The following is a 19175-nucleotide window of genomic DNA, read 5'->3' as shown; positions in this document are numbered from 1 at the left end:
CGACTCGATTGCCGAGGCATCCCGGACGTCGGACCGCGCAGTGCGCAGCCGTCAGACCGCCCCCATCCGCAGCTGAAGCGCCTCCTCGGCGACGTCGGCGTCCGAATGCCGGCGCAGCGTCCCGACCACGGTGCGCCATTCCTGCTTCCAGCCGCTGCCCGGCCCGGCGGTCCCGGCCAGAGCGAGGGCCAGAATCCCGGCCGATACCCGGGAGTCGGCGGCGAGCGCCGTCGCGGCGGCGTGGAAAGACTCCGGGTCGATCGGATCGCCCTGGGCGGCCCGGGATGCCAGCGTCTCGGCGGCGGCGCGGGCCGCCATCGGCCGGTCCTGAGTGAGGTCGGCGAGGGCACGGACGTCGTCGGTGAGCTCTGACGGCGCGGCGGACAGGTCAAGCGCGTGTGTCTGCAAGCGTGCGGCGTGGTGCAGCCAGCCCGGTTCGACGGCCAGGACTTCGGCGGTGGCCGCCGTGATCGGCCGCCACTGTCCCAGGCTGGCGCGCAGGGTCGGCGTCAGGTTCTGCGCCAGGTCCTCCAGGCGGCGGCGTGCCGGACGGTCGCGGAATCCGGCGGCTGGCGCGACGTTCCCGTCCCCGTCCCCGTCCCGCTCCGCGGACGCCGCCTGCATCAGCTCTCGCACCATGCTCAGATACCGGTCCGGCGGCCACCCGGCGGCGATCAGCCGGCCGACCGCGGCGATCGACAGCGCGTCCGTCGATGCCACGTCCAGGACGGCGGACCGGATCGCGAGCTCGGCCTCCGGCGCCCACGGGTACCAGTCCGCGACCTGCTGCCTCGCCGTGGCGCGGACGACTGACTCAGGGTACGAACACAGGTCGGCGACCAGCTTGCCGTAGCCGGCGCGGTGCCGGGCCGGGATCCCGAGCGGGACGACGCGCAGCAGCTCCACCGCCACGTCGCGGTCCGCCGAGGTGGCCGCCGCGAGCGCGTCCCACACCCGGGCGTCGTCCAGCCGCGCGACCAGGCGGGTCACCGCCGCCGTGCGGACGTGCCGGTGCTGGCGCTCGCTGTGCCAGGTCTGAAGCAGCAGGTCCACCACGTGCGGCCCGCCGACCTGTCCGGCGATCCGCAGCGCCTCCTTGCGGCTGGTGACCTTCGCGGTGGGGCTGGACAGCACACTGCGAAGCGCCTCGTCGAGCTGGGAAGGCCGTGCGTACAGCGCCGCCCTGGTCAGGGCGTAGACGGCGACGCGGGCCCGGTCGCCGTCGGTGTACTCCAGCAGAGTCGGGATGGCCGCGGCCGGATCCGGCAGCCAGACCAGGGCTCCCAGCGCCGCTTCCTGGAGCTGGACGTTGTCCGAGCGCAGGTACCGCTGGAGGGTCGCCTCGCCGGCGGTCCCCAGGCGTGCCGAGCGGCGGATCGCGTCGCAGCGTGCTGACATGGTCGCGCCGGAGTCGCGGGCGACCCGGCCCAGGAGCGCGGCGTACTGGACCCGCTGGCGCGGGAGCCAGTGGTCTGCCGCGTCGATGGCGAACGACGGGAACCACCGCACGCCCTTGGCCACGAACCGCCCGGCCGGCGCCGAGCCGCTCAGGTACCGGTCGAGCAGGTCGGTGCGCCTCCGGGCGATGACGTCGGCCACCGTCCAGAACGTGGCGACGCTCGGATCCCAGCGGACGAGAGCCTCGACGCGCTCGTCCCGGTGCGCGGGGTCCGCGAGCCACAGCGGAATCGCCGCCCGGGCGGTCGCGGCGGGAGCGTCCCAGATGGTCTGCCGCAGCCAGTCCTGCACGTCCGGCAGCGCGAAGGCGCGGCGGCCAAGCGCCTCGGCCAAACTCAGCAGTCTGCGATACTGCGCCCGGGCCAGACCGCGCTCCACCCACGGCGCGAGCACGTCGACCACCGCGCGTTCCTGGCCGTGGCGAAGCGTGTCCAGCCGCTCCCGGTCCACGGAGTCGGTGCTCCCCTCCACCTGCTCCAGGACCCGCAGGCACCACTGGAGCAGCGCGCCGTCCCCGGCTTCGGCGTGGTGGACGAGCACCCGCCGGGCCAGCCGGCGCACCGCGGTCAGCGAGCCGGCGGAGACGTCGCGCACTTCGACGGCGTCGGTCGCCAGCCGGGTCAAAGCCGCGACGGCGCTTTCGCCGAACAGCGCGGGAGCGGTCTGCGCCAAGGCGTTCAGGGTCGGCTGCCGGACCGGATCCTGCTCGTTGCGCATGCGGGTCAGGTCTTCGTCGAGGAAGCGGGCGAACAGCTCCGGATCGCGTTCGGCCGCCACGCAGGCGATCGCCAGCGGATAGGCGGCGGCTCGGGTCGAGGCGTCGGCCGCCCGGGTCTCGGCGAGAATCACCGCGCGGCCCTCGGCCCACGGCAGGCGCGCGGCGACCCGCAGCTTGCGCGCCGGGTCCCGCTCCACGGTCGGCAGGGCCAGCATCCGGCGCGCCTCACGATGCCGCCGCTGGTGCGGCAGGACGTCCAGGAGGAACTCGGCAAGGATCTCGCGCTCCAGATCCCGGCCGACGGTGACGGCGTCGAAGAACGCGTCCCGCATGGCCGGCGGCAGAGTCTTCAGCAGCATCGCGACCTGCTGGTCGTCGTCGGCGTATAGCCGCCCCCAGCGCAGCGCCTCGCCCGGCGCCTCGGTCAGCATGAGGCGGCGGACCCGGCGCGACAGGCCGGGGCGACGCGCCCAATACCGCCCGCCGGTGCCGTTCCTCAGCGGACTGCCGGTCCCGGCGGACCCGGCGCCGATCGCGGCGTCCACCAGCAGCCGCAAGGTTCGCTCGGCATCGAAGTCCGCGAGCGCGCCCAGCCGTTGGGCCAGACCGTTCGGGAACGGGAGCCGGCGCCAGACGTCGTGACGCTCCATCAGGGCCAGCACTTGCTCCGGCTGCGCCTGAGCCGCCCCGGCAACGCCGTCGGCGCACCGGATCCACCACGCCGCCCGCGAGCCCTCCGGCAGGTCATCGAGCTGACGGCCAATCAGGGACAGGACGACCTGCGGATGCGAGGTCCCCAACCGCTTCCAGTCCACCGCCAGATGCGTCAGACCGGGCAGGAGCCGCGCCACCACCGACTCGGAACAGACCGGCAGCAACCGCGCAGCCAACTCGTCGGGCAGGCGCACGGAATCACCGGCGGCACCGGCAGCACTGCCATCACCGCCACCACCGACATCACCGCCGCCGAGCACCAGAGCATCGGCCAGATCCCCGCGCCGAGCCCGCCGCACGGCCCGCACCACAGCCCGCTGCCACGCCACCGGCGCATCCCGCAGGCTCGCCACCACCGCCGCATCGAACCCCGGCGCGGCAATCACCGCCTCCAGCACCTGCACCCGCAACCCGAAATCGGGATCACTCAGCATGGAGCGCAGAACCGCCTCAGCACCGGTGATCCGCGCCATCGTGAGCACGAGCCCCCGCTCGAACGTCCCACCCTCAGCCAACTCAGCGAGCAGCTGACCCAACCGCGGCGTCCCAGCCAACTCCCGCGCAGTCCGCGCCACCAGGTTCATGCGGCGCGTCCGATCCAGCGCATCGATCGCGTCCAGCAGGGAGTAAGCGTCTTGCGGGGTCGGCGTCATGATCTGCATCGTAGGAGCCGGGCAGGGTCGCACGCACCGCAAATAGGCGCGCATGGGCTGTGGGTGGGTGGCGTCGTCTGGGGCGGTGCGGTTGATTGGTGGGTTTTTATAAGCTTTTTACGTCTTCGAGCATGGTTTGATGGCCTCGCAGGGGGCGCAGTTCGGTAGAGTAATCCTGGCGCGTTGCCGCGCCGTCGTGGCGGCGCGAAAATGTGCTGTGCGGGTGCTGTCCGTGTCGAGATCGATGCTGCTTGGTTTTTCAAGCCGTGGTTGAGTCTGGTACCGGACCGCATGTGTAGGGGTCGTGACCTGTCGCTTTGAGCACGCCGATGAGCTTTCGGCTTCCCCTTTGGCGCGGTCCCTCGGGCAGCCCCGTGTGGTGTCGTGGCTGGGGAGCCCGGGTCGGGAGGGAGTCCCGATGGACGATCATGCCGAGGTGGTGGAGCTCGCCGTCGAGGTCGAGCAGGTGGGGCGGGTCGCGGCGATCGATGTGGCCAAGGCCTCCGGGATGGTGTGCACCCGGCTGCCGTCGGAGACGAAGGCGCAGCGCCGGGTGCAGAGGGTTTGGGCGGTGGCGGCGACCACCGACGAGATCACAGCTCTGGGTGATCATCTGGTGTGTCAAGGTGTGGAGTTGGTGGTGATGGAGGCCACCGGGGTGTTTTGGAGACCGTGGTTCTATCTGCTGGAGGATCGGGGCCTGCGGGTGTGGCTGGTGAACGCCCGGGATGTGAAGAACGTGCCCAGCCGTCCGAAAACCGACAAGCTGGATGCGATCTGGCTGGCGAAGCTGGCCGAGCGGGGGATGTTGCGGGCCTCGTTCGTGCCGCCGGAGCCGGTGCGCAGGCTGCGGGATCTGACCAGGCTGCGCCGCACCCTGGTGGAGGAGCGCACCCGGTATCGGCAGCGGGTCGCCGATGTGTTGCAGGACGCGTGTTTGAAGGTCGCCGACCCTAAACAGGGCCTGACCGACCTGTTCGGCATGTCCGGGCGGGCGATCCTGGCCGCGCTGGTCGCCGGGCAGCGCGACCCAAAGGCCTTGGCCGCCTTGGCGATGGGGCGGGCTGTGGTGAAGACCGCATACTTGGAGAAGGCCCTGGCCGGCCGGTTCACCGCCCACCACGGCTTCCTCGTGGGCAAGCTGCTCGATCTGCACGACAGGCTGGAGAACGACATCGCCGAGCTGAACGCCCGGATCGAAGCCATGATCGCCGAACTGGACCGGACTCCGCCACCGGATGACAACCACCCAGACCGGCTACCCCTGTTGGACCGACTCGACGAGATCCCCGGAGTCTCCCGGGAGATCGCCGCCGACATCCTCGGCGAGACCGGGTTCGACATGACCGTCTTCCCCACCGGCGGGCACCTGGCCTCCTGGGCCAAACTCACCCCACGCACCATCCAATCCGGCGCCAGAAACAGCCACGGCGGCACCGGTAAAGGCAACCGCTGGATCAAAGGACCGCTCGGACAGGCCGCGCAGGCCGCCGGCCGCACCAAAACCTTCCTCGGGGCACGCTACAAACGCATCGTCAAACACGCCCCGGCGAAGAAGGCCCAGGTCGCCGTAGCCCGCAACATCCTGGAGATCGCCTGGGTGCTCATCAACGACCCCGACGCCCGCTTCACCGACCTCGGCCCCGACTGGCACACCCGGCGAACCGATGAAACCCGCAAAACCCGACAGCACATCCGCGAACTCGAACACCTCGGCTACACCGTCACCCTGACCAAAGCAGCCTGACCAACAACCACAAACCTCCCGGGCAGCCGGGACACTTCGTGCTGCCCTCGGCAACCTTCATTTTCCGATGAGCAGCCTGACCAACAACCACAAACCTCCCGGGCAGCCGGGACACTTCGTGCTGCCCTCGGCAACCTTCATTTTCCGATGAGCATGTCCGGGTCGCGTTGGCGGCCGGCGGTGCTGGAGCGACACGACCGCGCGCGGGTCCGAGTCACTGCGCACACGTTGGGGTCGGCGAGTGACGGCCGCGTTTGGTGGGCACCTGAAGTCAAGGTCAAGGGCAGGCGCCTCCGGCGGCGGCACTCTGCAACGGGGGGGCCGGGCCGGGTGGGGCTGCTCGGCGGCGGTTCGAGTGACCCTCGAACCCCGAGCACACACACAAGCCACAAGCACCCCACAAAGCAGCAGGCGTGTGCGACCCGCCTGGCGGGCAGGTCGCACGCGCCTGGTCATTCCTCAGACCGGCGAAAGCATCAGTCCGTAACCATCAGTCCATAGCGTTCGCGGTAACGGTCGTCGGGTTGGTGAGGTTCCCGGTCAGCGGCAGGCTGCGGGAGCTGTCGCCGACGAGGATCTGGTAGGTGCCGGCGGAGGCGATCCAGTTGCTGGAGGTGGTGTCCCAGTGGGCTAGATCGTGGGCTGACACGGTGAAGGTGGCGGTGGTGGAGGCTCCGGGGTTCAGGGTGGTGCGTTGGAAGCCCTTGAGCTGGTGCGGTGGTTCGCCGGCGGAGGCGGGGTCGCTGACGTAGAGCTGGGCCACCTCGGTTCCGGCGCGGCTGCCGGTGTTGGTGACCGTCGCGGTGACGGTTGCCTGGCCGTTGGTCAGTGCGCCGATCTGCAGGTTGCTGAAGGAGAAGGTGGTGTAGGACAGGCCGTAGCCGAAGGGGAAGAGTGGCGCGACGTTGTTCGCGTCGTACCAGCGGTAGCCGACGTCGAGGCCTTCGGAGTACTGCACGGTGCCGTTGACGCCCGGCCACTGGGCCGGGGTGCTGGCCGGGACCTGGGTGAGGGAGTTCGGGAAGGTGATCGGCAGGTGCCCGGAGGGGTTCACGTCGCCGAACAGCAGCGCGGCTATCGCCTGGCCGAACTCCTGGCCCTGGTAGAAGGTCTCGAAGACGCCCGCGACCTGGTTCAGCCAGGGCATCATGATCGCCGAGTTGTCGCTGAGCACGACGATCGTGTGCGGGTTGGCCGCGGCGACCGCGGAGATCAGCGCGTCCTGGTTGTTCGGCAGGTTGAGCGTGGTGGTGTCGGCCTCCTCGTGGCCGTAGTTGTCGGAGGCGAAGACGATCGCCACGTTCGAGGACTGCGCGAGCGCGACCGCGGAGGCCTGGTTCGTGCCGTCGTCGTAGGCGACCTTGACGTTCGTGCCGGCGGTCCGCTGCTGGATGCCGTAGAGCGGGTTGTACGTGCCGGTGCTGGTGGCGCTGCCGCTGCCGCCGCCCCCGGTGATGACCCCGGCGCCGGCGTTCTGGCCGATGACGGCCACGGACTCCCCGCCGCTCGGGCTCAGCGGCAGGACGCCGTTGTTCTTCAACAGCACCGAGCCTTCCTCGTCGCCCTGCAGCGCGACCGCGCGGTGCGCCGGCGTGGCGACGATGGCGGTGGTGGAACCGCTCGGCGCCTTGTCGAACATGCCGAAGCGGAACATCTGGGTCAGGACCCGGGACACCATCGTGTCGAAGGTGGCCTGGGTGACCTGCCCGGCGGCGACCGCCTGCTCCAGCGAGGCGGCGAAGAACCCGCCGAAGGGCATCTCGACCGTCTCCCCGGCGTTCGCCGACGGCACGGTGGAGTGGATCCCGCCCCAGTCCGAGGTGATGAAGCCCTGGAACCCGGCCTGCTGGTACATCGGGGTGTTCTCCACCGCCGGGTTCTGGCAGGAGTAGTTGCCGTTCACCATGCTGTACCCGCACATGAGCGCCGCCGCGCCGCCCTTCTCGATGGCGGTCTGGAAGCCCGGCAGGTACATCTCCTGCAGCGTGCGGGTGTCGATGATCTCGTTGCCGGGCGCCGACGGCTGCTCGATGTTGTACGCCGCCGCGTGCTTGACCTCGGCCATGACGTCCTGGCTCTGCATCCCCTGGACGTCGGCGCTGACGATCTCGCCGGTCAGGTAGGGGTCCTCGCCGAACGTCTCATAGGCGCGTCCCCAACGCGGGTCGCGCACCAGGTTGATTGTCGGGCCGAGCGAGACGTTCACGCCCTTGCCGGCGAACTCCTGGCCGACTGCCACACCGAAAGCGTGCTCGTAGGACGGGTCGAAGGTGGCTGCCGACGTCTCGCCGTCAGGGAACTGCGTCACCCCGCCGAGTCCGTCGCCCACACCGGTGGGCCCGTCCTCCAGGTTGACGCTCGGGATGCACAGCGCGGGCTGCGCGGCGATCTGCCCGATGTAGGTGCTGGACCCGTCGCCGTAGAGCATCGCGTCCTTCTGGTCCTGCGACATCGCGCCCATCAGCTGCGCCACGCGGGTCGAGACGGCCACGGTCGGCTTGTTGAGCCAGGGGCAGTTGCCCGGCGCCGGCTGCGGCGGAGGCGGCGGGATGGTGACGGTCTGGTTGCCGACCGTGTAGACGGAGATCTCCCACAGCGACACGCCGTAACCGGTGGCGCGCGCCGTCTCGTTCATGCGGACGTAGCGACCGGTGCCCGAGAGGTTCACCGTCTGCGTCCCGCCGGTCCCGGTGGTCGTGGTGTAGATCGTCGACCAGTTCGCGTTGTCGTTCGAGACCTGGATCTGGAAGCCGGAGGCGTAGGCGTTCTCCCACTGCAGGACGACCTGGCAGACCGGCAGGCTCCCCCCGAGGTCCACGTCGATCCACTGCCCGTCGGCCGACGCGCTGGACCAGCGGGTCAGGGTACTGCCATCAGTGGCGTAGAAGGGGTCGTAGGCCGGGTTGGCGTCCTGGATCGAGGAGGCGGTCGCCGGGTGCCCGAGCGCCGCGTTGGCGGTGCCGCAGGTGCCGTTCCCGCCGCCGGAGCTGCTGGGCGATGAGCTGGGCGAGCTGGGCGAGGTCGAACCGCCGCCTCCGCCGGTGAACACGCCGAACTCCCACAGGGAGTAGCCGTAGGCGGTGTTGCGCGCCGTGCCGTACATGCGGACGTAGCGGCCGGTACCCGCGACGGTCAGCGTCTGCGTCCCGCCGGTCCCGGTGGTCGTGGAGTAGACCGTCGACCAGTTCGTGTTGTCGGTCGAGGTCTGGATCTGGAACGCGGTGGCGTACGCGGTCTCCCACTGGAGGCTGACCTGGCAGATCGTGACCGTGGACCCCAGGTCCACGTCGAGCCACTGCGGGTCGCTGAACGCGCTGGACCAACGGGTTCCGGTGTTGCCGTCGACGGCGGCGGCGGCCGGAGTGCCGGCGTTCTCCGCCGAGGAGGCGGTGACGGGACGGTTCAGCGCCGCGTTCTGGGTGCCGCAGGTCCCGCCGCCGGTACCGGTCCCGGTTGTGCCGTAGACCTGGAACTCCCACAGCGAATAGCCGTAGCCGGTGGTGCGTGCGGTGCCGTACATGCGGACGTAGCGGCCGCTGCCGGTGACGTTCACCGTCTGCGTGCCGCCGGGACCGGTGGTCGTGGAGTAGACGGACGTCCAGTTCGAACCGTCGGAGGAGACCTGGATCTGGAAGGACTTCGCCGCGGCCGTCTCCCACTGGAGGACGACCTGGCTGATCGTCGCGGTCGCCCCGAGGTCCACCTGCAGCCACTGCGGGTCGCTGTAGGCGCTCTCCCAGCGGGTGCCGGTGTTGCCGTCCACCGCGTTCGCGGCGGTGTTCCCTCCGGTGACCGACGAGGCGGTCGCGGCCTTGCCCTGCGAGAGCAGCGAGGGCGCGGCGTGCGCCGAGCCGGTGACGATCGCGACCATCAGCGTGCTGATGAGGGCGACGACCAGGGTCACCACCAGGGAGGTCATACGTGGATTTCGGGCGCGCAAAGGCGGCGCCTGTTGACTGACGGCCATACTTCTCTTCCTCGCGTCGTGGGGTCGCTGGCGGAGGGAGAGCGCTCTCCGTTGGAGAGACTGGCGGCGAGCTGACGGAGAGTCAAGGTTTTGAGCGAGTTCCGCAACAGTTCCGCAACTACGCCTTGCCGCTGAGGCCGCGGATCAGATCCGCGGCCTCAGCGTTCTTGCTTACGTGCCTCAGCGTTCTTGCTTACGGGAAGGACGTGACGTCCGACGGCGTGGTGTTGGAGGGAGTGGCTCCTCCGATCTGGTTGATGACGTGGCTGATCACACCGACCCCGCCGAGGGAGACGGTCAGCATGTCGTGGAGCTGGACGCCGGAGGTGTTCGGCGCCTCGAAGGCGTGGTCGTTGACCACCGCCGGGTTGACGTTGAAGTAGCAGTAGCTGCCCAGGCCGTACGCCTGGTGCGAGGTGACGTTCGAGGCGACCTTGTAGGCCGGGTAGCCGTTGGTCGAGCCGTTCATCCAGGCCGCCTGGTTCGGCGGGTCGTACGGGTTCTCGTTCTGCAGGAAGATCGTCTCACCGCCCTGGCCGTTCCAGACGACTTCGTTCTTCTGGTAGTGCTCGACGAACAACCCGGTCGCCAGGACGTTGTTGCCGTTGACGGTCAGACCGTTGTCGGCGGTGTTGGTGGTCCAGCCGACGGTGCCGCCGTTGCCGTGGTCGGCGCGCCAGGCCCAGATGTCGTTCACCAGCGTGTTGTTGGCGTTGACCACCAGGCTGTCCGTCGCCTTGCCGGCGATGTCGCCGCCGATGCGGAAGAACACGTCCTGGACCGAGTCCGGGTTGGCGCTGTGGTTGGCGGTCGAACCCTGCGTCCCGACGGTCAGCAGGGAGGCGGAGTTGGTCGTGCCGGCGTCCATCAGCAGGCCGCTGATCCGCACGCCGTCGACGTCGCCGACCTGCATCGTGGTGATGCCGTTGGTCGGGATGAGCGTCGGGAAGCCGGTGCCCAGCACGACGGTGTTCGGGTTGGTGACGTTGAGCGTCTGGTCGATGGTGTAGACGCCGGGGGTGAAGAACAGGCTGCAGCCCTGCGCCAGCGCCGTGTTCATCTGCGAGGCGGTGTTGGACGGGGTCACGACGAAGAACTGGCTCATCGGGACCGAGGTGCCCGGGGTGGCGCCGTTCGCCCAGCTCGCACCGGAGGCGTTGGTCCGCAGCGAGGGCAGGAACACGTGGTAGTTGCCCGAGGAGTCCACGTACAGGTAGGGCACGTCACGCGAGACCGGCGTGGTGGCCAGCGTCGTCATCGGCGGGTTGGGGAAGCTCTGGGCCGGTGCCCCGGTCACGCCGGAGAACACCATGTTCCAGACCGACCCGCTCCAGCTGCCCAGGTTGCTGTCCTGGGTGTACCACTGCTGCTGCGAGACGCTCGAGGCCTGCCCGGAGATCTTGGAGTCGGCGACGTAGCCGCCGCTGGCGTAGCCGTAGCTGGCCGGGTACATCTGGAGCCCGCCGTGGATGTCCATGCGGCGGAACGGTCCGGCCTGCGCGACCGCCCAGCGGGTGTTGCCCGCCGAGGGGTTGACCGCCATGTTCTCCGCCGAACGCCAGAAGTTCTGGGTGGCGTTGCCGGTCCCGTCGAAGGCGTCGACCGTGACGTCGCCGTTGATCGTGACGTCGTCAGGGTTCTGACCCAGGCCCTGGATCGAGGTGTAGTAGCCGATGTTGGCGGTGTTGCTGTAGGTGCCCGGCTTGAACAGCAGCGCGTCGCGCTCGGTGCCGAACTGGTTGAGCTTCTGGTTGTTGAAGACCGTGTCCAGCGTGGACTGGATGCTCGCGCTGGACATGCTCGGGTCGAAGATGTGCATGTTCGGCCCGAAGTTCGGCGTGTTCGACTGGTTGGTGCAGCCGGTCGCGATGCCGGTGACCGTCCAGGTGAACGAGGCGGTCCCGATCGCGCCGGTGCCGTCGGTGACGGTCACCGTGACCGCGGAGGATCCGGTGGCGGTGGGCTTGCCGGAGATCAGACCGGAGGCGGAGTTGATCGTCAGCCCGGCCGGCAGACCGGTCGCGCTGTAGGTCAGCGTCTGTCCGGCCGTGGAGTCGGAGGCCTGGATCTGCACGTTCGCCGAGGTGCCCACGGTCGTGCTCTGGGCGCCGGGGTTGGTGACCGTGACGCCGGTCCCGCCGCCGGCGGTGCCGGTGTGGACCTGGAACTCCCACAGCGAGTAGCCGTACTGGGTCGCGCGCGCCGTGCCGTACATCCGGATGTAGCGGCCGGAGCCGGACACGTTCAGCGTCTCGGTGCCGCCGGGACTGGTGGTCGTGGAGTAGATCGAGGTCCAGGTGGTGCCGTTGGCCGAGGTCTGGATCTGGTAGGCCTTGGCCGCCGCGGTCTCCCAGTTCAGGACGACCTGGCAGATCGACTGCGTGCTGCCCAGGTCGACCTGGAGCCACTGCGGGTCGCTGAACGCGCTGGACCAGCGGGTTCCGAGGTTGCCGTCCACGGCGGCGGAGGCCGCGGTGCCGGCGTTCTCCGCCGAGGAGGCGGTGGCCGGCTGGTTCAGCGCGGCGTTCGTCGTGCTGCAGCCGCCGCCGGTCCCGGTCCCGGTCGTGCCGTAGACCTGGAACTCGTACAGCGAGTAGCCGTACCCGGTCGCGCGGGCCGTCCCGTACATGCGGACGTAGCGGCCGGTGCCGGCGACGGTCAGCGTCTGGACGCCGCCGGTGCCGGTGGTCGTGGAGTAGATCGAGGTCCAGTTCGTGCCGTCGGCGGAGGTCTGGATCTGGAACGCGGTGGCGTACGCCGCCTCCCAGTTCAGGACGACCTTGTCGACGGTCGCGCTGGCGCCGAGGTCGACTTCGAGCCACTGCGGGTCGCTGAACGCGCTGGACCAGCGGGTCGCGGTGTTGCCGTCGGTGGCGTTGGCCGCCGGGTTTCCGGCGTTCTCCGTGGAGGAGGCGGTCGTCGTCTTGCCCTGCGAGAGCAGGCTGTCGGCGGCGTGGGCCGACGACGGGGCGACGACCGCGTACGCTGCCATGCTCAGGACGACGAGCAGCAAGAACACGGCGTTCAGCGGGCGGTTCAGGGGTCTCCGATGGAGTGTCCCAGCGGAGGAGAAGGCCTTCATGACATCTCCTGCTTGATCAGGCGTTGCTCAGGGCGGACGGCGCGGCGCCGGGGGCGCCGGCGCCGCGGATGGGGGTCCCCGTCATGGTGCGTCGATCGTGTGTGGAACACGGAGAGCGCTCTCTCGCAGTTGCGATCGTTGCGCTGAAGTTTCCGGAATGTCAACGGATTCTGCGACCGGAACTTTGTCGGAAGGGCTCTGAGGGAGCGTCGGCGGAGCTTCGGCAGAGCTCTGGACGAGCTCTGACCGAACCCGTGCGGAGAGCGCTCTCCGGCGTGCTATAAACAAAACATGACCGCTGACGACGACATACCGCGCGCGCCGACGCTCGAGGACGTCGCGCGCGTCGCCGGAGTCTCCCGCGCGACAGTCTCCCGCGTCGTCAACGACACCCGCAACGTCGACCGCCGCATCCGCGAGGTCGTCCAGGCGGCGGTGGCGCAGACCGGCTACGTGCCGAACCAGGCGGCGCGCTCCCTGGTGACCCGGCGCACCGGATCGGTGGCGCTGGTCGTGTCGGAGGCCGAGCACCGCTCCTTCGACGACCCGTTCCTGGGCCGCGTCTTCACCGACCCGTTCTTCGGCCGCGTGGTGAGCGGGATCATCAGCGTCCTGCGTCCCCGCGCGGTGAACCTGGTCCTGATGCTCGCCGAGACCAACGACTCCCGCAGCCAGCTCATCGACTACCTGCGGCAGGGACACGTCGACGGCGTCCTGCTCATCTCCACCCACGCCGACGACCCCCTGCCCTCCATGCTGATCGAATCCGGACTGCCGACCGTCCTGTCCCGGCGCCCGAGCACACCGATCCCGATCAGCTACGTGGACGTCGCCCAGCACGTCGGCGCGGGCCTCGCCGCCGACCGCCTGGCCGAGCGCGGCTGCCAGCAGGTGGCCACCATCTCCGGCCCGATGGACATGCCCGCCAGCCAGGACCGCCTCAACGGCTTCCGCGAGGCGATGGCCCGGCACGGGCACGCGTTCGTCCCCTCGGTGGAGGGCAACTTCACGCAGGACAGCGGCGAGCAGGCGATGCGCGAACTCCTGGACCGCTACCCCGACATCGACGGCCTGTTCGCGGCCAACGACCTGATGGCCCAGGGCGCACTGCTCGCACTGCACGACCGCGGCATCGCCGTCCCCGGCCGCGTCGCGGTCGTCGGCTTCGACGACAGCAGCGCCGCCACCGCCAGCCGCCCACCCCTGACCACCGTCCGCCAGCCGATCGAGGACATGGCCGCGGCAATGGCAGACCTGCTCCTAGCGCACATCGACGAACGGCAACCACGCGTCACCTCGCGCATATTCGAGCCCACGCTCGTGGTCCGCGACTCGGCGTGAGGAGACTCAGCTCTCGACGCCCCGCCGCACCCTGAGCACCACCGCCGCACTCGCCGCCCCGAGCACCGCACCACCGACCACGTCCCCGGGATAGTGCACGCCGGTATGCACGCGCGAGTATCCGACCACTGCGGCCAGGGCGCCGAGCGGCACCGCCGCACCCGGCAGCACCCGGCCGACCGCGACGGCGAACGCAACGGCGGAAGCGGTATGCCCCGACGGAAACGAGGCCGACCGCGGCATCACGACATAACGGCGCGGGAACAGCCCAGGCTCAGCACGCGGCGGCCGGTGTCGGCGCGCAAGCCGCTTCGCGAGCAGGTTGGCCGACGCCGAGGCGAGCGCGACCGCACTGACGCCGGCCACGGCAGCTTGGCGCGGCGGACCCGGGCGCGTGGCCAGTAGGGCGGCGATGCTGAGGGAGATCTTCGAGTGATTCGCGGTGTGCGACAGGGTGCGCAGCGCGGAGTCGACGGCGCTCGGAGTGGGAGTGCGTGCGACGGCTGCGTAGGCGGCCGCGTCGAGGTCAGCGAGGCGGCGGAATCGGCGGGCGAGAGGGGAGATCTGGCCAACGAGAGGGTGGAGGGAGGGCTCGGTCATTGGTCAGGGCTCCGATTCGGCTCGGCGCCCTCGGGCGACTCGGCACTCTGGTTCGGCGGGGCATGGTGGTCGGGCTGGGCGCCCTGGTGCGGCTCGGTGCTCTGGTCCGGCTCGGCGCTGCGATGCGGCTCGGCACTGCGATTCGGCTCAGTGTTCTGGTCCGGCTCGGGGCTCTGGTGCGGCTTAGTGCTCTGGTGCGGCCCGAGGTTCCGGTCCGACTCGGTGCTGCGATTCGGCTCGGCATTCTGGTCGGGCCCGGCGCCCCGCCGCTGCTCAGCACTCCCGTCCGGCTCGGCGCTGATGCTGGTGCTGAGGTGGCCGAGGGCCAGTCCCAGGACCGTGCGACACTCGGTTTTCAGGGAGCGGGGCGGGGGTTGGGCGGGGCGTTTGCGGGGGACTCGGACTCGGAGGGCGCCGGGTTGGATGGTGCAGATCACGGGGGCGTCGAGGTTCAGTGCCTCGCCGTCGACCGCTACCGGGATTCGGGCTTCGGCGCCGTCGACGCGTACCTGGCGGGCGCTGGTCACCGTCACCGCGTCGGAGCCTGTGCCGAGGACTGCGAGGCCGGCTGCGCTCAGTGCGCCCTCCACGTGTACCGCGACCACGCCCAGGACTCCGCGGTCCAGGCGGGGGCGGCGGCCGCCTCCGAGCCGGCCGGACTCCAGGTAGGGGTTGTTGCTCACCAGGAGGACTTGGGGGGATGGCAGCTGCTCGCCGTCCGCCTCGACCGTGAGGGCCGCGCCGTCGGATGTGAGGAGGTCCGGTAGGTGCTCGAGCGCCGTGCCGGCCTTGGAGTCGCGGTACTGGGGGTTCTGCACGATCTCGGCGTAGGCGCCGAATGATGCCGTGTTCACGAAGGGGCGGTCCGCCACTGTTCCCAGGTCCACGCGCAGTTCGATGCCGTCGCGCAGGGCGTCCAGGCCCGCCGCCGGGTCGTCGCGGTCCAGGCCGAGGTCCAGGGCGAAGTGGTTGCGGGTTCCGGCGGACAGGACCAGGAATGGCAGGTCGTGCTCCGCCGCGACTGCCGCGACCAGTGCCTGCGTGCCGTCGCCGCCGGCGACTCCGAGCAGGTCGGCGCCGTCGGCCACGGCCTCGCGCGCCATCTTGGCGACGTCCTGGTCGGCGTCGGGGTCGAGCAGCAGGACGCGGGCGCCGAGCGACTCAGCCTTCTCCACCAGACCGAACTCGCCGACCTTGCCGTCGCCGGACTTCGGATTCATGATCAACACCGGCTTTCGCGGACGGGCGGGATGCCGCGTGCGGGACCGGGTGACCGTCTGCGGCTGCTCCAAACGGCGCACCGCGCTGTGCGCGCAGCCGACGCCGGCCGCCACCAGCGCCGCGACCACGACGCCATCGATCCAGAACCCGGCCACCGCCGCCAGCACGATCAGCACCACCGGCGCCGCCCCGGCCAGCGCTGCCCCGACCCAGCGCAGGACGCCCCGCCGCGTGACCAGCCACCAGAGGCCGACGCCGGTCAGCAGGAGGGCGGCGAGCACCCCCAGCACCAGGCTCAGCCCGTGGAAGAAGACGATGGCGACCAGCAGCACGACCACCGCCGCGACCAGGCACGCCACGCCGATCCGGGCGAGCGCCCGCGCCCACCGGTCAACAGCCACCTCACACCTCCCCGGCCAGCATGACGTACCGCCACCCCGCCCGCGAACGCACCGCGCGCGGTCGCGGCGCCGGGCCCGGCTCTCCCAATCCATAGATCTGTTCGACGTTTACCCCCCGATCCTCTGGCCACAAGGGGGCCACATCGAACGTCGAGCGCGACGGGAGTCGCGCCACTAATGCTCAATAAGGAGTTTTCATGTATATCAGCGTCGGCGCCATCGTTCTGGTCCTTATCATCGTTGTCATTATCCTGATGATGCGCCGATAACGCATGAAGGGCGTCGCACCGCGATGATGGTGAGATGAAGCACTTCGATCTGGTCGTGATCGGCAGCGGATCCGGCGACACCGTCATCGGCGACCGTCCAGCGGGCTGGACGGTCGCCCTCGTCGAGGACCAGGCGGTCGGCTTCGGCGGGACCTGCCTGAACGTGGGCTGTATCCCGTCGAAGATGTTCGTCCACACCGCGGACCTCGCCGAGGACGCCCGCGCCGCGAACGCGTTCGGAGTGGACCTCCCGGCGCCCGCGGTGCGGTGGCTCGCCATCAGAAAGCGCGTCTTCGACCGCATCGATCAGCGATCGGCCGACGGGCTGCGCGACAGCCGCGCCGGCGGCCCGAATCTGACATTGTTTGAAGGAAAAGGACAATTCACCGGTCCGAACACTTTGCTGGTCAATGATGGCGAGACGATCAGCGCCGACCGGTTCGTCATCGCCGCCGGGTCACGGCCGATCGTGCCGGACGTGCCAGGGCTGCAGGACGCCGGCTTCCTGACCAACGAGACCATCATGCGGGTCGAGAAACTGCCCGAGCGGCTGGTCATCCTAGGCGCCGGCGCGATCGCCGCAGAGTTCTCGCACGTCTTCTCAGCCCTCGGCGTCCACGTCACCGTCATTTCGCGCTCCGGCAGCATGCTGACTCGCGAAGACGAGGACGTCTCGCAGCTGTTCACCGGCATCGCCCGCCGGAAATGGGATCTCCGCCAGCGCCGAGAAGCCACCCGCGTCGAGCGCACCAGCACGGGCATCCGCGTCCATCTACGCGATCCGGACGGCGGTGACGGCGATGACGTCGATGACGTCGAGTCCGTCCAGGAATTCGTCGAGGGCGACGAACTCCTCGTAGCCGTCGGCCGACGCTCGAACGCCGACCGCCTCAACCTGTCCGCAGCCGGTGTCGCAACCCATCCGGACGGCCGGATCGCCGTCGACAGCCGCCAGCGCACGAACGTCCCCGGCATCTTCGCGATCGGCGACGTCAGCTCCGAGCACCAACTCAAGCACGTCGCCAACCACGAAGCCCGCGTGGTCGCCCACAACTTCTCGCACCCCGACGAGCCGACCGAGTCCGACCACCGCTTCGTCCCGCACGCCGTGTTCACCTCGCCGCAGATCGCCTCGGTCGGGCTGACCGAACAGCGGGCTCGGGCCGAGGGCGTTCCGTACGTCGTCGGAAAGCGTGACTACAGCGAGATCGCCTACGGCTGGGCGATGAACGACCCGGAGGGCTTCGCCAAAGTCCTCGCCGATCCCCAGACCGGGCGGCTGCTCGGCGCGCACATCATCGGTCCGCAGGCATCGGTGCTGATCCAGCCGCTGATTCAGGCGATGAGCCTGGGACAGGACGCCGCGACCGTCGCGCGCGGCCAGTACTGGATCCATCCGGCGATGTCAGAGCTCGTCGAGAACGCTCTGCTCGACCTTCCTCAGAGGTCGGCGAAATCACCTGTGAATTAACCGGAATCCGGGGTACGAGGCGCCTCGTCGCCGCCCGAAGGCGACGGGAAGCAGGTGGGGACGCCATGAGCCGACAGGCGAAGGCCAAAGCGCTGAGCGTGCAAGGTGGCAAGCGGGCCCGGCAGGGTCTGCGAACGTCCGGACAGAAGCTGCTCGACGAGGTGCTCGCCACCGCGCCGAAGCTGCCCGTCCGCAACCAGGCGGCGCTGCTGGCGCAGTACCCCGGGCTCACACCCGACGAGATTGCCGACTCGCTGATCCGCACCGCGTCGCGCGCCACGGCGGCGACCGGCGCGACGGTCGGCGCCTGGGCCGTGCTGCCGTTCGTGCCGGCGTTCCCGGTCGAGATCGCCGCGGAGACCCTGGCCGTGGTGGGGATCGAGGTCAAGCTCGTCGCCGAGCTGCACGAGCTCTACGGCCTCGGCGTCCCGGGAGCCGGCGCGAGCCGGATGACCGCCTACGTCATCGCCTGGGGCGAGCGCCGCAGCGCCGTCCTGGTGCCCGGCAGCCTCGCCCTGGCGATCGGCTCCCCGCTGCGCAAACGGTTGTCCCGGCGACTGGCGCACCGCGCCGGGCGCAACACGCTGTCCCTCGGACCGTTGCTCACCGGCGCAGCCGCCGGCGCGCTGTTCAACCGCCGCGAGACCCGACGCATCGGCCAGGAAGTGCTGGACGACATACGGAAAAACCGGTCAGCGCTGGAGGGCACGCTCTGATCGGCGGTGGCGGCCTGCTCCCCGTGACCGGAATCACTGCGCTCGCCTGCGGGCATAAGCGCGTAAAAGCCGCGCCAAAAAAATTCGCCCCGTGTCCCCCGTTTCGTTTAGCGGGAGGTGGTCACAAGCGCCCAGACATCGCCGGCTCCCCGCCCGCGGCGGGACTCGAGGGGGAGATCGGCCTGAGGGAGGGCGGGACCGATCTCCATTGCTTTCCGGCGGTCAGAACCCCGGCTTGCCCTCGCGCGGCACCCGTGCGGCCGTGTCGAGGAAGAAGGTGTCGATGCTTTGCACCGCCGAGACGAAGTCGTCGAGGTTGACGGGCTTGGTGATGTACGCGTTGGCGTGCCCTTGGTAGGCCGCGCTCACGTCGTCCGGCGCGGCGGAGGTGGTCAGCACCACCACCGGGATGGCCTTGAGCACCTGGTCGGCCTTCAGCACCGCGAGCAGCTCGCGGCCGTTCATGCGGGGCATGTTCAGGTCCATCAGGATCAGGTCGGGGTGCGGACGCGCGGGATCGTTCAGGTGGTGCAGGGCGGCGACGCCGTCCTCGACCTGGGTGATCGTGTGCTCCGAGGGACGCTCCAGCAGCGCGTCCTGGATCAGCATCGCGTCGGCCGCGTCGTCCTCGACCAAGAGGATCCCGTAGGAACGGGTCGCGGTGAATGTCATGTCAGGTTCCCCTCAGCGGCGTCCGCCATGGTCGGGTCAGCGACGCCTGCGGCTACAGGGAAGCAGCGACACGATCAGGGTAGTGCCGCGCCGGTGGCACCGACAACGACCGCGGCCCGGCCCGCGCCAGCACGGGAGTCGAACA

Annotated in this window: 12 protein-coding genes; 5 read left to right on the top strand and 7 right to left on the bottom strand. The window is 70.0% G+C overall.

Going from position 1 to position 19175, the window contains the following annotated elements; all coding sequences use genetic code 11:
* Window positions 1-51 precede the first annotated feature (51 nt).
* Window positions 52-3543 (bottom strand): hypothetical protein, encoded by a 3492-nt coding sequence (locus tag CACI_RS17370; protein WP_041540299.1) that lies wholly within the window; start codon window positions 3541-3543, stop codon window positions 52-54.
* Between the two features lie 426 nt (window positions 3544-3969).
* Entirely contained in the window at window positions 3970-4128 is a 159-nt protein-coding gene (locus tag CACI_RS52445) for a hypothetical protein (protein ID WP_223297736.1), read from the bottom strand.
* Here CACI_RS52445 and CACI_RS17365 point away from each other — a divergent pair.
* On the top strand, window positions 4052-5290 hold the full coding sequence (locus tag CACI_RS17365) for an IS110 family RNA-guided transposase (RefSeq protein ID WP_223297644.1): 1239 nt from the start codon (window positions 4052-4054) through the stop codon (window positions 5288-5290). The two genes, CACI_RS52445 and CACI_RS17365, sit on opposite strands and share 77 nt — an antisense overlap.
* 490 nt (window positions 5291-5780) lie before the next feature.
* On the opposite strand, the gene CACI_RS45690 is transcribed toward CACI_RS17365, so the two are convergent.
* Both CACI_RS45690 and CACI_RS17355 read right to left on the bottom strand, forming a co-directional pair.
* Complete coding sequence (locus CACI_RS45690) at window positions 5781-9209, bottom strand: discoidin domain-containing protein (protein WP_223297560.1); 3429 nt, start codon at window positions 9207-9209, stop codon at window positions 5781-5783.
* Window positions 9210-9450: 241 nt separating this feature from the next.
* Entirely contained in the window at window positions 9451-12339 is a 2889-nt protein-coding gene (locus tag CACI_RS17355) for a discoidin domain-containing protein (protein ID WP_015792127.1), read from the bottom strand.
* A gap of 291 nt (window positions 12340-12630) precedes the next feature.
* Here CACI_RS17355 and CACI_RS17350 point away from each other — a divergent pair, with 291 nt between their 5' ends.
* Window positions 12631-13680 (top strand): LacI family DNA-binding transcriptional regulator, encoded by a 1050-nt coding sequence (locus tag CACI_RS17350; RefSeq protein ID WP_015792126.1) that lies wholly within the window; start codon window positions 12631-12633, stop codon window positions 13678-13680.
* A gap of 6 nt (window positions 13681-13686) precedes the next feature.
* On the opposite strand, the gene CACI_RS17345 is transcribed toward CACI_RS17350, so the two are convergent.
* Together CACI_RS17345 and CACI_RS17340 are read right to left on the bottom strand one after the other, a co-directional pair.
* Window positions 13687-14280: a phosphatase PAP2 family protein gene (locus CACI_RS17345; RefSeq protein ID WP_015792125.1), complete on the bottom strand. Its 594-nt coding sequence runs from the start codon at window positions 14278-14280 to the stop codon at window positions 13687-13689.
* The gene (locus CACI_RS17340; protein ID WP_015792124.1) at window positions 14277-15902 is read right to left on the bottom strand and encodes a diacylglycerol/lipid kinase family protein; all 1626 of its coding nucleotides are present in this window, start codon (window positions 15900-15902) and stop codon (window positions 14277-14279) included. The genes CACI_RS17345 and CACI_RS17340 overlap by 4 nt, the downstream gene beginning before the upstream one ends.
* A 197-nt stretch (window positions 15903-16099) precedes the next feature.
* On the opposite strand from CACI_RS17340, the gene CACI_RS54220 reads away from it, so the two are divergent.
* The 3 genes from CACI_RS54220 (at window position 16100) to CACI_RS17330 (ending at window position 18358) form a co-directional block, all read left to right on the top strand.
* Window positions 16100-16171, top strand: a complete 72-nt coding sequence (locus tag CACI_RS54220) for a GGIII-like transmembrane region-containing protein (RefSeq protein ID WP_395994337.1) — start codon at window positions 16100-16102, stop codon at window positions 16169-16171.
* 34 nt (window positions 16172-16205) lie between these two features.
* Window positions 16206-17642, top strand: a complete 1437-nt coding sequence (locus CACI_RS17335; protein ID WP_015792123.1) for a mycothione reductase — start codon at window positions 16206-16208, stop codon at window positions 17640-17642.
* Between the two features lie 65 nt (window positions 17643-17707).
* Complete coding sequence (locus CACI_RS17330; RefSeq protein ID WP_015792122.1) at window positions 17708-18358, top strand: hypothetical protein; 651 nt, start codon at window positions 17708-17710, stop codon at window positions 18356-18358.
* A 222-nt stretch (window positions 18359-18580) separates the two neighbouring features.
* Here CACI_RS17330 and CACI_RS17325 read toward each other — a convergent pair whose 3' ends face one another.
* Complete coding sequence (locus tag CACI_RS17325; RefSeq protein ID WP_012787685.1) at window positions 18581-19030, bottom strand: response regulator; 450 nt, start codon at window positions 19028-19030, stop codon at window positions 18581-18583.
* Window positions 19031-19175: the final 145 nt, after the last annotated feature.

Origin of the sequence: Catenulispora acidiphila DSM 44928, from assembly GCF_000024025.1 — a bacterium.
Taxonomy (GTDB): Bacteria; Actinomycetota; Actinomycetes; order Streptomycetales; family Catenulisporaceae; genus Catenulispora; species Catenulispora acidiphila.
Note: the sequence above shows the minus strand (reverse complement) of the source record. Positions and strands in the feature narration are given on the sequence as shown.

Bases quoted from the DNA above. Each gene is read 5' to 3' on its own strand.
- CACI_RS17365 (WP_223297644.1), top strand. From the start codon at position 4,052: ATGGTGTGCACCCGGCTGCCGTCGGAGACGAAGGCGCAGCGCCGGGTG.
- CACI_RS17370 (WP_041540299.1), bottom strand. From the start codon at position 3,543: ATGACGCCGACCCCGCAAGACGCTTACTCCCTGCTGGACGCGATCGAT.
- CACI_RS17350 (WP_015792126.1), top strand. From the start codon at position 12,631: ATGACCGCTGACGACGACATACCGCGCGCGCCGACGCTCGAGGACGTC.
- CACI_RS17325 (WP_012787685.1), bottom strand. From the start codon at position 19,030: ATGACATTCACCGCGACCCGTTCCTACGGGATCCTCTTGGTCGAGGAC.
- CACI_RS17345 (WP_015792125.1), bottom strand. From the start codon at position 14,280: ATGACCGAGCCCTCCCTCCACCCTCTCGTTGGCCAGATCTCCCCTCTC.
- CACI_RS17355 (WP_015792127.1), bottom strand. From the start codon at position 12,339: ATGAAGGCCTTCTCCTCCGCTGGGACACTCCATCGGAGACCCCTGAAC.
- CACI_RS45690 (WP_223297560.1), bottom strand. From the start codon at position 9,209: ATGACCTCCCTGGTGGTGACCCTGGTCGTCGCCCTCATCAGCACGCTG.
- CACI_RS17335 (WP_015792123.1), top strand. From the start codon at position 16,206: ATGAAGCACTTCGATCTGGTCGTGATCGGCAGCGGATCCGGCGACACC.
- CACI_RS17330 (WP_015792122.1), top strand. From the start codon at position 17,708: ATGAGCCGACAGGCGAAGGCCAAAGCGCTGAGCGTGCAAGGTGGCAAG.